The 12,533-nt window shown below is 49.3% G+C and carries 22 protein-coding genes; 14 read left to right on the top strand and 8 right to left on the bottom strand.

The window, feature by feature from the left end:
* Positions 1–13 precede the first annotated feature (13 nt).
* The 7 genes from Q8M75_RS08555 (at position 14) to Q8M75_RS08525 (ending at position 4,117) form a co-directional block, all read left to right on the top strand.
* Entirely contained in the window at positions 14–499 is a 486-nt protein-coding gene (locus Q8M75_RS08555; RefSeq protein ID WP_108468491.1) for a YajQ family cyclic di-GMP-binding protein, read from the top strand.
* Between the two features lie 7 nt (positions 500–506).
* The gene (locus Q8M75_RS08550; RefSeq protein ID WP_305488505.1) at positions 507–746 is read left to right on the top strand and encodes a helix-turn-helix domain-containing protein; all 240 of its coding nucleotides are present in this window, start codon (positions 507–509) and stop codon (positions 744–746) included.
* Between the two features lie 7 nt (positions 747–753).
* Positions 754–1,704, top strand: coding sequence for a site-specific tyrosine recombinase XerD (xerD, locus tag Q8M75_RS08545; protein ID WP_305488502.1), 951 nt, complete (start codon positions 754–756; stop codon positions 1,702–1,704).
* Between the two features lie 75 nt (positions 1,705–1,779).
* The gene (gene plsY / locus Q8M75_RS08540) at positions 1,780–2,424 is read left to right on the top strand and encodes a glycerol-3-phosphate 1-O-acyltransferase PlsY (protein ID WP_305488499.1); all 645 of its coding nucleotides are present in this window, start codon (positions 1,780–1,782) and stop codon (positions 2,422–2,424) included.
* The gene (locus tag Q8M75_RS08535) at positions 2,421–2,792 is read left to right on the top strand and encodes an MAPEG family protein (RefSeq protein WP_305488496.1); all 372 of its coding nucleotides are present in this window, start codon (positions 2,421–2,423) and stop codon (positions 2,790–2,792) included. The genes plsY and Q8M75_RS08535 overlap by 4 nt, the downstream gene beginning before the upstream one ends.
* Positions 2,793–2,817: 25 nt before the next feature.
* A complete protein-coding gene (gene folE / locus Q8M75_RS08530) occupies positions 2,818–3,648 on the top strand; it encodes a GTP cyclohydrolase I (RefSeq protein WP_305488494.1) in 831 nt (276 codons plus the stop codon).
* A gap of 166 nt (positions 3,649–3,814) precedes the next feature.
* Entirely contained in the window at positions 3,815–4,117 is a 303-nt protein-coding gene (locus Q8M75_RS08525) for a high-potential iron-sulfur protein (RefSeq protein WP_305488491.1), read from the top strand.
* A gap of 194 nt (positions 4,118–4,311) precedes the next feature.
* Here the strand turns inward: Q8M75_RS08525 and Q8M75_RS08520 are convergent, their stop codons facing one another.
* The gene (locus Q8M75_RS08520; protein WP_108468497.1) at positions 4,312–4,749 is read right to left on the bottom strand and encodes a rubrerythrin family protein; all 438 of its coding nucleotides are present in this window, start codon (positions 4,747–4,749) and stop codon (positions 4,312–4,314) included.
* A 278-nt stretch (positions 4,750–5,027) separates the two neighbouring features.
* Positions 5,028–5,174 carry a hypothetical protein gene (locus Q8M75_RS08515; protein ID WP_305488486.1) on the bottom strand — a complete coding sequence of 49 codons (147 nt, stop codon included), beginning with the start codon at positions 5,172–5,174 and terminating at the stop codon, positions 5,028–5,030.
* Between the two features lie 197 nt (positions 5,175–5,371).
* Between Q8M75_RS08515 and Q8M75_RS08510 the strand changes: the two genes are divergently transcribed.
* Both Q8M75_RS08510 and Q8M75_RS08505 read left to right on the top strand, forming a co-directional pair.
* Entirely contained in the window at positions 5,372–5,569 is a 198-nt protein-coding gene (locus Q8M75_RS08510; RefSeq protein ID WP_305488484.1) for a hypothetical protein, read from the top strand.
* Entirely contained in the window at positions 5,559–6,650 is a 1,092-nt protein-coding gene (locus Q8M75_RS08505) for an acyltransferase (protein WP_305488482.1), read from the top strand. The genes Q8M75_RS08510 and Q8M75_RS08505 overlap by 11 nt, the downstream gene beginning before the upstream one ends.
* A gap of 56 nt (positions 6,651–6,706) precedes the next feature.
* Here Q8M75_RS08505 and Q8M75_RS08500 read toward each other — a convergent pair whose 3' ends face one another.
* A complete protein-coding gene (locus Q8M75_RS08500) occupies positions 6,707–7,243 on the bottom strand; it encodes an adenine phosphoribosyltransferase (protein WP_305488480.1) in 537 nt (178 codons plus the stop codon).
* 72 nt (positions 7,244–7,315) lie between these two features.
* Here Q8M75_RS08500 and Q8M75_RS08495 point away from each other — a divergent pair, with 72 nt between their 5' ends.
* Entirely contained in the window at positions 7,316–7,879 is a 564-nt protein-coding gene (locus Q8M75_RS08495) for a 5'-methylthioadenosine nucleosidase (RefSeq protein WP_305488478.1), read from the top strand.
* Positions 7,880–7,904: 25 nt separating this feature from the next.
* Here Q8M75_RS08495 and Q8M75_RS08490 read toward each other — a convergent pair whose 3' ends face one another.
* Genes Q8M75_RS08490 through Q8M75_RS08475 form a run of 4 tightly spaced genes read right to left on the bottom strand, consistent with a single transcriptional unit; the run spans position 7,905 to position 9,790 of the window.
* Entirely contained in the window at positions 7,905–8,456 is a 552-nt protein-coding gene (locus Q8M75_RS08490) for a histidine phosphatase family protein (protein ID WP_305488476.1), read from the bottom strand.
* A gap of 32 nt (positions 8,457–8,488) precedes the next feature.
* Entirely contained in the window at positions 8,489–9,187 is a 699-nt protein-coding gene (locus tag Q8M75_RS08485) for an SDR family NAD(P)-dependent oxidoreductase (RefSeq protein WP_371131779.1), read from the bottom strand.
* Positions 9,188–9,418, bottom strand: a complete 231-nt coding sequence (locus tag Q8M75_RS08480) for a TIGR02450 family Trp-rich protein (RefSeq protein WP_305488474.1) — start codon at positions 9,416–9,418, stop codon at positions 9,188–9,190. It lies immediately after the preceding gene.
* 18 nt (positions 9,419–9,436) lie between these two features.
* Positions 9,437–9,790 carry a hypothetical protein gene (locus Q8M75_RS08475; protein WP_305488472.1) on the bottom strand — a complete coding sequence of 118 codons (354 nt, stop codon included), beginning with the start codon at positions 9,788–9,790 and terminating at the stop codon, positions 9,437–9,439.
* A gap of 61 nt (positions 9,791–9,851) precedes the next feature.
* Here Q8M75_RS08475 and Q8M75_RS08470 point away from each other — a divergent pair, with 61 nt between their 5' ends.
* The 4 genes from Q8M75_RS08470 to Q8M75_RS08455 are packed head-to-tail and all read left to right on the top strand — an operon-like array spanning position 9,852 to position 11,993.
* The gene (locus tag Q8M75_RS08470) at positions 9,852–10,145 is read left to right on the top strand and encodes a TIGR03643 family protein (RefSeq protein WP_305488470.1); all 294 of its coding nucleotides are present in this window, start codon (positions 9,852–9,854) and stop codon (positions 10,143–10,145) included.
* Positions 10,142–10,549, top strand: a complete 408-nt coding sequence (locus Q8M75_RS08465) for a thiol-disulfide oxidoreductase DCC family protein (protein WP_305488468.1) — start codon at positions 10,142–10,144, stop codon at positions 10,547–10,549. Before Q8M75_RS08470 ends, Q8M75_RS08465 begins: the two co-directional genes overlap by 4 nt.
* A gap of 41 nt (positions 10,550–10,590) precedes the next feature.
* Entirely contained in the window at positions 10,591–11,103 is a 513-nt protein-coding gene (locus tag Q8M75_RS08460) for an HPP family protein (RefSeq protein ID WP_305488466.1), read from the top strand.
* Positions 11,104–11,138: 35 nt separating this feature from the next.
* A complete protein-coding gene (locus tag Q8M75_RS08455) occupies positions 11,139–11,993 on the top strand; it encodes an ion transporter (RefSeq protein ID WP_305488464.1) in 855 nt (284 codons plus the stop codon).
* A 51-nt stretch (positions 11,994–12,044) separates the two neighbouring features.
* On the opposite strand, the gene Q8M75_RS08450 is transcribed toward Q8M75_RS08455, so the two are convergent.
* The gene (locus tag Q8M75_RS08450; protein WP_371131784.1) at positions 12,045–12,455 is read right to left on the bottom strand and encodes an FKBP-type peptidyl-prolyl cis-trans isomerase; all 411 of its coding nucleotides are present in this window, start codon (positions 12,453–12,455) and stop codon (positions 12,045–12,047) included.
* Between the last annotated feature and the right edge of the window lie 78 nt (positions 12,456–12,533).

Below are 12,533 nucleotides of genomic sequence, written 5' to 3'. Positions count from 1 at the left end.
ATAGGAGCAATAAATGCCAACATTTGACGTAGTGTGCGAGCCAAATATGGTGGAATTAAAGAACGCCATTGAACAGGCCAATAAAGAGATCTCTACCCGCTTCGACTTTAAGGGATCAGATTCCAGGGTCGAGCTCAAAGAAGAGCTACTCATTTTATTTGCAGACGATGACTTTAAATTAGGTCAAGTGCGCGATGTCCTGATTAATAAAATGGCTAAACGCAACGTTGACGTACGCTACCTCAAAGACGACAAGCTGGAAACGATTGGCGGCGATAAGCGCAAGCAAAGCATGAAGATTCAAAAAGGTGTGACTTCGGATTTATCGAAAAAAATTGTGCGCATCATCAAAGACAGCAAGATAAAAGTGCAAGCCAGTATTCAGGGGGACGCGGTACGCGTTACCGGTGGCAAGCGGGATGATCTGCAAGCAGTGATGGCATTGCTGCGCAAAGATGTTAGCGAAGCACCATTGGGTTTTGATAACTTTAGGGATTAAGAGTTCTATGCAAGCATTGCCGAATAGCCCTCTGAGTTGGGTAGATATGCAAACCCATGAAGAAGTATTCGGCCACCTAAAAAATACCCGCTTCTCAGCAGAGCAAGCGGCAGAGTATCTAGAGGTATCTCTACCAACCTTACGCCGCTATGTTCAATCTGGTAGGCTTAAGCCGTCGCATATTGTGGGCCGTAGTCAGCTATTTTCAACCGCTGATCTCAGACGATTAAAAATTAAGCGAGCTTAGTCCTTTGATGGCATCGATATCGAATGCAACAGCTGATGCCGATTCTAAGTTACGCGCTATTTCGCCGGCAACACAAGAAGCAATTGAGCGATTCTGCGATGCCTGCTGGCTAGAAGACGGCCTCGCCAAAAACAGCCTCGCTGCCTATCGACGGGATTTGCTTTTACTAGCCCACTGGTTGCAACAGGAGCGCGGCATCGATTTATATGCCGCCACCGAAACTGAATTAACAGCATATATTGCATGCCGTCGAACAGATAAAGCGACTACTGCCAATCGACGCCTCACGGTGTTTAAACGGTTTTATCGCCACGCCTTACGTCACCAGTGGGTAAAGCGGGATCCGTGCATGACCTTGCGTGCCGCCAAACAGGCGCAGCGCTTTCCGAAGACCTTAAGCGAAGATCAAGTCACCCGCTTAATCCAGGCGCCCGACATCGAAACCCCCTTGGGTTTGCGCGATCGCACTATGTTGGAATTGATGTACGCCAGTGGCCTACGCGTTTCCGAAATCGTTAGCCTGAAAACCGTGGCCATCAGCCTCAATGAAGGCATCGTGCGCATCGTGAATGGCAAGGGTGGCAAAGAACGGCTAGTACCTTTTGGTGGCGAAGCAGGAGAATGGTTGCGTAAATACCTTGGAGAAACGCGGGCAACCCTATTGGCCGGCAAAACTTCCGATGCGGTATTTATTGGTCGGCATACCGGTGGCGCTCTCACCCGCCAAGCATTTTGGGCTTTGATTAAGCGCTATGCTGCAATCGCGCAAATTCCGGTAGCACTGTCACCGCATACCCTGCGCCATGCCTTTGCCACGCATTTACTCAACCACGGCGCCGATCTGAGGGTGGTGCAGTTACTGCTGGGTCATGCCGATATATCGACTACGCAGATTTATACTCACGTAGCGCGAGAGCGGCTCAAATCCATTCATCAGCACCATCACCCCAGAGGCTAGTCAATCTAGTCCCTATCTGGGGTCAAGCAGTCCCTGGTTTTAAAACCATTTAGGAATAATGATTAAGATAGCGTTATGACTTGGCTGTTAATCCCCTTCGCATATCTCATTGGCTCGATTTCATTTGCGGTCGTTGTAAGTAAATGCATGCGCTTGCCCGATCCTTACTCCTATGGATCCGGAAATCCTGGCGCAACCAATGTGCTGCGCACGGGTAATAAGCGCGCTGCAGTACTGACATTGCTTGGCGATGCCCTTAAAGGGTTTGTGGCAGTGATCCTGGCTCGTTTGGTATTGGGTGAGGCGATGGTGACCCAAGGCGCAGCTGCGTGGATTTTCTGCGGCGTAGTGATTGCTGTTTTCTTGGGGCATCTGTATCCCTTGTTTCATGGATTCAAGGGAGGCAAGGGAGTTGCAACCGCCTGCGGAATTTTATTTGGCATTAATTTGACGCTGGGCCTAGCAACTTTGGCAACCTGGTTGATTGTGGCTTTCTTTTTGCGCTACTCCTCACTCGCTGCCTTGGCTGCCGCTGTCTTCGGTCCAATTTATTTTGTTTTCTTGTTCGGTTTTCAGCCGATGGCAATTGCCCTTAGCGTAGTTTGTACTTTACTGATCTGGCGTCATCGGAGCAACATTCGCAATTTAATGAATGGTACTGAGATGCGCATTGGCAAGAAAAAAACAACACCACCAACCCCCGCGGAGAAAGTGGAATGACCATCGCATTTGCATGCGTGTTGATTGCAGGCTTACTGCCGATCGTAGCGGCAGGCATTGCTAAGTTCGGCTTTAAAGATTTTGATAACAGTAATCCGCGTCAATGGTTGGCAAAGCAAACTGGTTTTCGGGCGCGCGCCAATGCAGCGCAAGCCAATACCTTTGAATCGATCCCTTTCTTTTTTGCTGCAATCGCAATAGCAGCGATTACACAAGCGCCGCAAGAGCGTATTGATTTTCTGGCAGTCATTTACGTGTTAGCACGGATTGCTTTCATTGTTTGCTACGTTGCTGACTGGCCTAAATTGCGCACTGCCGTTTGGACTGTAGCGCTAGCAGCAATCATTGCTATCTTTTTCCAGATTTAACCCTGGCCTGTGAAGGTAATCATTTTTGATTACCATTCATGAATTCATTAACGTACCTAAACATCCTATGCCCGCCACCAAAACCAGCACCCGCAAGAGCAGTAGCCCCCTAAAGGTAGCAAAGAAAGTCGTGGCACCAAAGCCCGCCGTAAAGAAGCCGACACAGTCCAAGGCCGAGGATGGCGTGCCGCTGTCGACCATTATTCGTCGTCGCATACAGGCAAAGAAAGCCCGCTTTCATGCCAACGACAATATTTCCCAGTTCATTGAGCCAGGTGATTTAGAGGGTTTGGTCGATGAGGTCGCAGTGAAGATGCAAGCCGTTTTAGAAAGCTTGGTGATTGATACGGAGAGTGACCACAATACCCGTAACACTAGCCAGCGCGTTGCCAAAATGTTTGTCAATGAAGTGTTTAATGGCCGTTACGTTGAGCAACCATCACTCACAAAATTCCCAAACGTTAGTCACCTTAACGAACTTATGATCATTGGCCCGATTACGGTTCGCAGCGCCTGCTCGCATCACCTCTGCCCCATCATGGGCCGTGTCTGGATTGGGGTGTTGCCGAGCAAAGAATCGGCACTGATTGGCCTATCGAAATACTCACGCCTTACAGAGTGGGTGATGTGCCGTCCCCAAATTCAGGAAGAAGCCGTGGTGCACCTTGCTGATATGCTCGAGAAAAAGATTCGCCCTGTTGGGGTTGCGATTGTGATGGATGCAGATCACTTTTGCATGCAGTGGCGCGGAGTGAAAGATCGCGATTCGAAGATGGTGAATAGCGTTATGCGCGGCGCCTTCTTAAAAGACGCCAACTTGCGCCGGGAGTTTTTGGCGCTAATGGACCGCCGCTAAAAAGGGTGTGCTAGGGCTGTTTTCAAATTGAGAACGGTTCTCAATCAAATAGTCATATAAATCAGATACTTAAAGCTGTATTCCAGCATATGGCCCATCTGTTTTATGATTCAGACAGAATTATTTGCATTGTTAATTGTTCCGCGTACCACCCTTTGGAGAATGTATGAAAACTAGTCGTCGCCAATTTATGATCATGTCCGCTGCCGGTGCTTGCAGCATTGCGCTCAGCAATACTGTTCAGGCTCAAGCCATGGTTGCTGAAACCGATCCACAAGCTGCTGCCCTCGGTTATGTAGCAGATGCAACTAAAGTAAACAAAGCCAAGTTTCCTAAGTACGCAGCTGGTCAAGTTTGCTCTAACTGTGCTCTATATCAAGGCTCTGGCCCTACTGGTGGTTGCAGCCTGTTTGGTGCCAAAAAAGTGGCTGGCGCAGGCTGGTGCTCTGCATGGGCTAAGAAGGCTTAATTTCTAGTCAGCAGTTTTTGAATTAGGCAATGGCCATCTTCGGATGGCCATTTTTATTTTGGGTTAGTCGTACACCCCAAACTCGACGCCTTCCTATTTCCTGAGGAGGAAATAAAAGCAGCCGGCAATAAGGTATTGAGAGCACAAAAGAAAAAGGCTGCCGAGGCAGCCTTTTTCAATCACGGCAAATGCAATTACACGTTTGCTAAGTGCGCTTCCAAAGTCTTGGTGAACTTGTTTGCGTGGCTACGCTCAGCCTTCGCTAAAGTCTCAAACCAGTCAGCGATTTCGTCAAAGCCTTCGTCGCGTGCTGTCTTAGCCATACCTGGGTACATGTCGGTGTACTCATGTGTCTCACCTGCGATAGCGGACTTGAGTGCATCTTCAACAGTCTTTGCTGGCAAGCCAGTTTCTGGATCGCCGCTACCACCAGCAATCAAATACTCCATGTGACCATGGGCGTGACCTGTTTCACCTTCAGCGGTGGAACGGAAAACAGCAGCTACGTCGTTTGCACCAGCAACGTCAGCCATGTTTGCGAAATACAAATAACGGCGATTGGCTTTGGATTCGCCAGCGAATGCGGCCTTCAAGGACTCTTCAGTCTTTGTGCCTTTTACAGTTTTGCTCATTTAAGGGCTCCTTGTTTTCAGTTAAATCAAAATGGAGGCGATGCATTTCAATCAAAGACTGAAGCGATCGCCACAGACAAATTATGCGGATCTTTGGGCTCTAAATAATCGTATTTTTGTATTAGAGTGATAGTTAAAAACAACCAAATTTGTCTTTCTGATTAACTTAATAAATGCGACATCATTTTAAGTTAGTAAATACTTACAAATATTGAGTGCAAAAAACCCTCTCAACCCATTGTTTTTATTAAAATATTACTAGATAAGGGTTGATAGGCTTACTTTGCCTTCAGGGCTGCGATCGATGCAGCGCAATCCCGAATGCCGTAGTTGTAAAACTTGCCTGCATTCTCCTTTTTAAGGGACTGGGCGCATTCCGTAACGGAATTGCGTAAATTAATTGCGGGAACAGTGCTGGTGGCCATATCAAACTCCAAAGTAGATAAACAAAAAGAACATCAAGTCAAAATACCAGTTTGATGTAACTTAACTGATCCTACAGCATAAAATAAACAGAAAAGGTGGTCAAAAGTAATGAAAACCCCCTTTGTGTCGTAAGTAAGTTGAGCGCCGTTATTGGCCTTCAGCGAATCCCACCCTTCAGTGAGCTAGGAAAATCCCCATGAAAAAAACAGACTTATACAAAAACCTGGGCTTATCCGTAGCACATAAGATGAAAAATGCTGCCAAAGTAAAGGGCCCTGGATCAGGGGCGCAGGCCAAAACCAAACAACAGCTGGCCGATGAGCTAGTAAAGGCTAATCCGCTATTGGCTGCATTCTCTGGCAAGCCAAAATCAAAGCCGCCGAATGAAGCCTGAAGGATCTCAGTATTGGTTGATTGATGGTTTGAAAGTGTTTGCTGCGCAGATTATTGTTTTGCACCACTGCGTTAGTTATGGTCAATTGGCTTTAGCAGCTTCGCTCCAGTTGCCCCATCTCAGTAGTATCTTATTTGATTACGGCAGGTATGCCGTTCAAGTATTTTTAGTGATGGCGGGCTACCTCGCAGCGCAGTCTGCTGAAAAAGCCGTTGCGATAAGCCATGCGCATTCAAAGGTAAGTGGATCTCGATTAGTAGCGCAACTGGCGATTCGTCGCTACTTGCGTTTGGTTGGACCGTATATCGTTGCTTTATTGATCACCATGGTGTGTGCGGCACTGGCACGCCAATGGTCTGCAGACGAGTACATTGGTCAGCCCGAAACCATCCCCCAAGTTTTGGCGCACCTATTTTTATTGCAAGGCGTGATGGGGTATGAGTCTATCTCGGCAGGGGTTTGGTATGTGGCAATTGATTGGCAGCTTTTTACAGCGCTGGCGGTGATCTATGCGGTGTTTCAGCGGCAGATGGTGCGTATCGGTATCGTATCTATGTTGATTGTGGCATCGCTCTTATACTTCAATCGCCATGCTAGTTTTGAAGATAGCTTCATTTACTTTATCGGCGCCTATGGATTAGGCATCCTGGCATATTGGGCTGGTAGCCTGAATGCAATGCAGAAAAGCGTCAATCATGTCAGCGCAAAAAAGGTACTAATAGCGATTACCATCATTTTGCTTCTCTCTGCGCTGCATTCAGTTTGGCTGCGTAATTATCTTGCGCTCGGCATTGCATTTTTATTGCTGTATGCAGGGAATAGAACCTACTCACATCCGCAAGCGTGGCTTGCCAGTGCAATGCAATGGGCGAGCGCTCGGGCGTATTGTGCTTTCTTAATACACTTTGCATTCATCCTCTTGGCCAACACTGCACTCATTGCATTGGGTGTGCAAAGCCCAGCAGTAGCTGTCGCTGCCATCGGGCTTGTGTCTGTGCTGAGCTGGATTGCAGCAAACTATTTATACCGCTTGGTAGAGTTGCCCATTGGGCGCTGGCGTCCTGCCGCTTTATTTTCCTAATCAACACATCGCGCAATAAGATAGGAAGCGGAGATAGGAAGCGGCCTGAATCGTTACTAGGGTGTCTTTAAAACAGCATGGGAGACGATGCCATGGCTTTCTAATCTATCCCTGCCGCCTAAGCATTCAATTTCCAAGAGGCAGATCGATGCAATGGCATGAGCCCCGACTTGCTTAACCAGTTGAGAGGCGGCAATGAGTGTGCCACCGGTTGCCAACACATCATCAATCAACAGCGCCCGCGAGCCAGTAGGCAAGGATGTGCTTTGGATTTCCAGTGCGTCCGATCCGTACTCCAAGCCATATGACTCTCGGTGACTGGCCAGCGGCAGCTTATTGGGCTTGCGGACCAGCACCAGGCTTTTTTGGTTGTGCAGTGCAAGTGCTGAGGCAAACACAAATCCCCGCGATTCGACCCCAACGATGTGGCTGTAGTCAAACTGCTGAGCAATGGCGGCCATGTGCCGGATGGCCTCGGCAAAGGCAGCTGGATCGCCCAGTAGTGGGGAAATATCCCGAAACTGAATGCCTGGCTTTGGAAAGTCAGCGATGGTTGGCAGATAATCGAGTAATTGCATTGGCTGGGTTTTCATGAATTTAGTGTCACCATTGGTCTGCGCTGCGTATTGCTTCTGAGATAACAACTACATAAGGTTTATGTTGAGATGAGTCATCCTTTCGTCATTATTACCGCTTTAGAGAATGAGCTCGATCCAAAACGCCTCCCGCCAGAAACTGCAGTGGTTTATACCGGGATTGGAAAAGTAAACGCTGCAATTGCAACCTTTAAGGCAATCCAAACCTATAGTCCACGGGAGATCATTAATTTTGGTACCGTAGGGCGAATTAACCCGGCTGTGAATGGCTTGCTCGACATTGGTAAGGTCGTGCAGAGGGATGTTTTTGCAGAACCCTTGGCTCCACGTGGAGAGGTACCATTTTCTAAGCGCCCGAATGCCTACCTATCCGATGGCGGTGTTTATGTGTGCGGCTCTGGTGATAGTTTTGTAACGGAAACTGACCCATGGCTAATTGCACAAGCCATTGATGTGGTGGATATGGAACTCTTTGCCATTGCCGCAGTGGCGCACGATGCTGCTATTCCATGGCGCTCATTCAAATACATTACGGATGATGCCGATGCTTCCGCTGGCGCCGATTGGCATACAGGCGTGCAACATGGCGAAGAACTCTTCTTGGAACAACTGCGCAGGGTAATGGAGCGGTAAATCCGGTGCTTCTTTGTTCTGTGGGTTAGCGCATGCCCGGAAACACCTGATGCGATATCGGTTTGCCATTCGGGCCGATTTTGACGAGGACCATGTCACCTGAGCCAAGCACCACTCCAGTGAACGCCTCGATATTGACGTGGTGACTGACCATGATGATGGGTGTCTTTGGGAATTGCTTCAAGCTCTTTTGTACCAGCTGACGCAGAGCTTCCGTTTTTTGATTCGCTTGACTCATGTTTTCAAAAAAAGAACCCAGCGCTGGATCAATGGTGACCGGACCCTTTTTTAATAGGGTTGCAGTGTCGATGCAGCGGCACCATGGACTGCTAAAGACTTTCGCGCTTTCAATGCCTTGCTGGCTCAGCCACTGCCCAGTGCGCTCAGCTTGTTTTTTTCCGAACTCGCCCAAATTACGCTGCGTACTGCATTGATCAAGGCGATGGCCTGCAGGATCACTAAAGCCAGGGGCGTCCGCATGACGCATCAACAGAATGTGCTGACCATCCGTCATTGGGCCAGCTAAGTTAGCAAGCGCAGTAGTGCTGAGGCAAAGCATCATGACTAACATAGCCATCGCGCCTTGACAGAATTGGAATCGTGCTCGCATTACCATGGCAATTTTTCCCCTGCGTAACTGTAAAAGCTGCCGGATTCAGAGAGCGGCAATTGATTGAGTACGGCCAGCATATCGCGCGCCGCATCGATCGCATGTCGACCGATTTGTTCGCCCTTGAAGGGCTTGGAGAGGCGTGAGTTGACGGTGCCGGGGTGGAGTGCAATTAACTTGGTATTAGCTTGTGTACGTCGTAATTCAATCGCCGTCGTTTTGAGCAGCATATTCAGGGCTGCTTTGGATGCCCGATAGCTATACCAGCCACCCAAGCGATTGTCTTCAATGCTGCCCACTTTGGCTGAGATCACGGCCATGATGGCGTTGTCTTTAGCGAGCAGGGCGCTGAACTTAGCTAAGGTTAGAGCCGGGCCAAACGTATTAATCTTGAAGATCGCCTCTAGCTGGCCAAAACACAAATCAGCTAGTTTCTTTTCAGGGCTCCAAGTATCGGTATGCAAGACACCAATAGCATTGATGATGAGGTGAAATGGTCCGCTGGACATCAAGGCCTCTGCAGCCATTCCAATCGATGCGTCATCTGCGTAGTTAATCGCTGGACTGGAGTGACGATGAATGCCGATCGCTTGGCTGCAACGGGGATCGGCCTGAAGCAGCTCTAAAAAAGCAGACCCAATCGTTCCAGATGAGCCGATGATGAGGGCGCGATAACCCTCGGGTAGTGATGGCATCATTTAAACCCAGCCCTGTTTCCATTTAGCGACATCGGTTAACTCACGCCAATCAATTTGCCGTACCTCTTTACTAAAGACGGCTTCAATTTCGACGTGCTGGATGGCCTCGTGCGGCAATTCAGGAAGAATGACTTTACTCACCAAAAAATGCTTTTGTTTTTTAACGGGGTGAACGGCAGTCCACTTCGTCAGCAATAATTTTTTTGGACTGAGTGGATTTTTAGTCGGCATGGCGTATCAAGAAACGAATCAAAGAACGGTGCACTGCATCGTTTGGGTGCCGAGACGGAGCGCTCCGGATCCGGGTGTAAACCGGATCAGGGCCGATTGCGTATCGGCCGGGCAACGCGCATCGAAATAGCTGTCGTGCCCCAAGCTGCCACAAAAACGCAAGTCAGTCTGGTTCTTACTCGATGGATTGGCTGCGCTCTGCGGTGGATCGAGGGTCATGAGCGAGCGACTAAGTACCATGGTTACTTTTGCTCCATCCGCCCCCGGAATGCAACTCCAGGTGGTGTAGTCGTTTTTATCGCAAGCCGCTAAGCCGCCGAGTAGGCAAGCTAGCAAACTAAGACGAGCGATACGAGGGGCAGGGAGCTGCATGACAGATTGAATGAAGTAGGGATCACACCATTCTAGTGAATAAGCTCTACACTTGCTTGGTATGTCATCCCTAGATCATTCACCCTCAACCACAGCAGAGCTCAGCTCGGCAGATGTATCGCGCATCATAGAGATGGCCTGGGAGGATCGCACTCCGTTTGAGGCCATTTTGCGTACTTATGGCCTAGCAGAGCCTGCAGTGATTCGCCTCATGCGCGCCAATTTAAAGTCTGGCTCCTTTCGTTTGTGGCGTGCTCGTGTGACGGGCCGCGCTACCAAACACAGCGCACTACGTAGTCCCGATGTGGATCGTGCGTATTGCCCGACCCAATACAAGCAGTCCCACGGGCGATGAAACCCTTCACCCTTTTTTACGACGGTGCCTGCCCCTTATGCCAGGCAGAAATCCTTTTTTTGCAAAGTCGCAATCAAGCAGGTCTACTCCATTTTGTTGACATTAATTCAGCGCAATACGATCCGCAAACAGTGGGTGTGTCTTGTGAAGAGGCCTTAGCAAGCATGTATGGTCAGATCGAAGGCGAGTCGCCCATTAATGGAGTGGCCGTGTTTGGGGAGGCATACCGCCGTGCCAATTTGCCGCTGATGACATGGATTTTTACGCGCCGTTGGATGATGCCGATTTTGCGGCCCAGCTACCGTTTTTTTGCTAAGCACCGCCATGGTATTTCAGGGTTTTTTGGACCGCCTCTACTGCGCCTTGCAAAGGCCCGTTGCCCAAGCAAGCCCAATCCACCCTAGTTTTATCGTAGTACCCCCAGATTTGCTTGTATCGTAGTGGCATGAGAACTATTTTTCTACGCTTGGTGTGGGTTGCATTGGGATCCGCCATTGCCATTACGGCCGCACTGTGGGTTACGGGAAATTCGACTACGCCACTGCTTCTGGCATCCTTGGGCGGTTCTACTTTATTTTTGTTTGGTTTAACCACATTGCCTCCGGCACAGCCTCGCGCATTGTTTGGCGGTCACTTTATTGCGGCTGCCGTTGGTATTGCCGCATACCAGCTTGCCGGAAACGCTCTATGGGTGATGGCACTTGCGGTGGTCATCACGATCGTCTTGATGCTAATTACCAAAACCGTTCACCCGCCAGCAGGCGCCAATCCACTCATCATGATTCAGGCACAAGCAGGGCTCATGCATTTGGGCGCAGTAGTGATGCTGGGAGTACTCACCATTTTTATAGTGGCTTGCGTGTGGAGTCGCTTGGGAGTAGGGCAATCCAAATACCCTCTGCGCTGGAATCAGCCATCGCCACCCAATAGCAATTGGGGCATTTGGACTGATTCGTAAAAAGCAGATGCAACTGATTTAGTATCGATACCACGATGACAGCCCATTCCGCCGATCCAAAACACCACACAGCGCATACATTGAAGGAGCGCATGTATGTGGTTATTTTTGAATCCGATACCAAGATGGGTTTGTTATTTGATCGCGTTTTAATTTACGCCATCCTGCTCTCCGTACTGGTGGTCGTTCTCGATAGCGTGGCATCGATTTCAAAGCAGTTCCACAATCAATTAGTCACGCTCGAGTGGATGTTCACGATACTCTTCAGTATTGAATACATTGCGCGCCTGTACTGTGCGAAGTACCGCTGGCGTTACGCAACGAGTTTTTATGGGGTGATTGATTTTCTGGCGGTAGTCCCGACGTATTTAGCACTTCTCTTTCCTGAGTTGCATGCACTCATTGATGTACGCGTATTGCGTTTGATTCGGATGTTCCGCATCTTTAAATTAACCGCATACATGTCGGAGTATCAGCATCTGGCTGAAGCCCTTTCGGCGAGTAGGCGCAAGATTCTGGTGTTTTTATCGGTGGTATTGATGGTAGTAACCGTGATGGGCTCGGTGATGTATGTAGTTGAGGGACCGAGCAATGGATTTACAAGTATTCCGATTGCGGTGTATTGGGCAATCACAACCATGACAACCGTCGGATTTGGTGACATCACTCCGCACACCGATTTGGGCAAACTGATTTCCTCGGCCATGATGCTGATGGGCTGGGGTACCTTGGCTGTGCCAACGGGGATTGTGACTGCGGAGTTTGCGCATCGCCGTAACCAAGAATTTGTCGCAAAAAAAACCTGCGATGCCTGTTGTACCGATGGTCACGAAACAACAAATCAATACTGTAGGTATTGCGGTACGCGCTTTCCGACCCCTGAAAAATAAAAAAGCCCTCCGTTCAAGGAAGGCTTTTTCGTATTGAGTAGGCTCAGTACTTTAGTTAACGCCGAGTAGCTCCACATCGAATACCAGCGTTGCATTGGGTGGAATAACGCCGCCAGCACCGCGCGCGCCATAGCCCATCTCTGCAGGAATGATTAAGGTGCGCTTGCCACCGACTTTCATGCCGGCAACACCTTCATCCCAGCCTTTAATGACGCGACCGCCGCCCAAGGGAAATTCAAATGCTTGGCCGCGATCGACTGAACTATCAAATTTTTTGCCTTTTAAATCCGGAGCAGCTGGATCATGCAGCCAGCCGGTGTAATGGACGGACACATCCGATCCGGCCGTTGCTTCGGCACCGCTGCCGACAACAGTGTCAATTTTTTGGAATTCGCTCACAGTATTTGCCTTTGTAGAAGAGGGGTTGGAAGGGGGTGGCGATTTGTCACCCGAATGCGGCATCAAGAATGCCACAGCCAGGCCTCCAGCCAGAATCAATAGACCGAGTTTGAGAGGGGTATTCATGGATTGGGTAGTCTA

It is taken from the genome of Polynucleobacter sp. (assembly GCF_030693775.1).
Lineage (GTDB): Bacteria > Pseudomonadota > Gammaproteobacteria > Burkholderiales > Burkholderiaceae > Polynucleobacter.
Note: the sequence above shows the minus strand (reverse complement) of the source record. Positions and strands in the feature narration are given on the sequence as shown.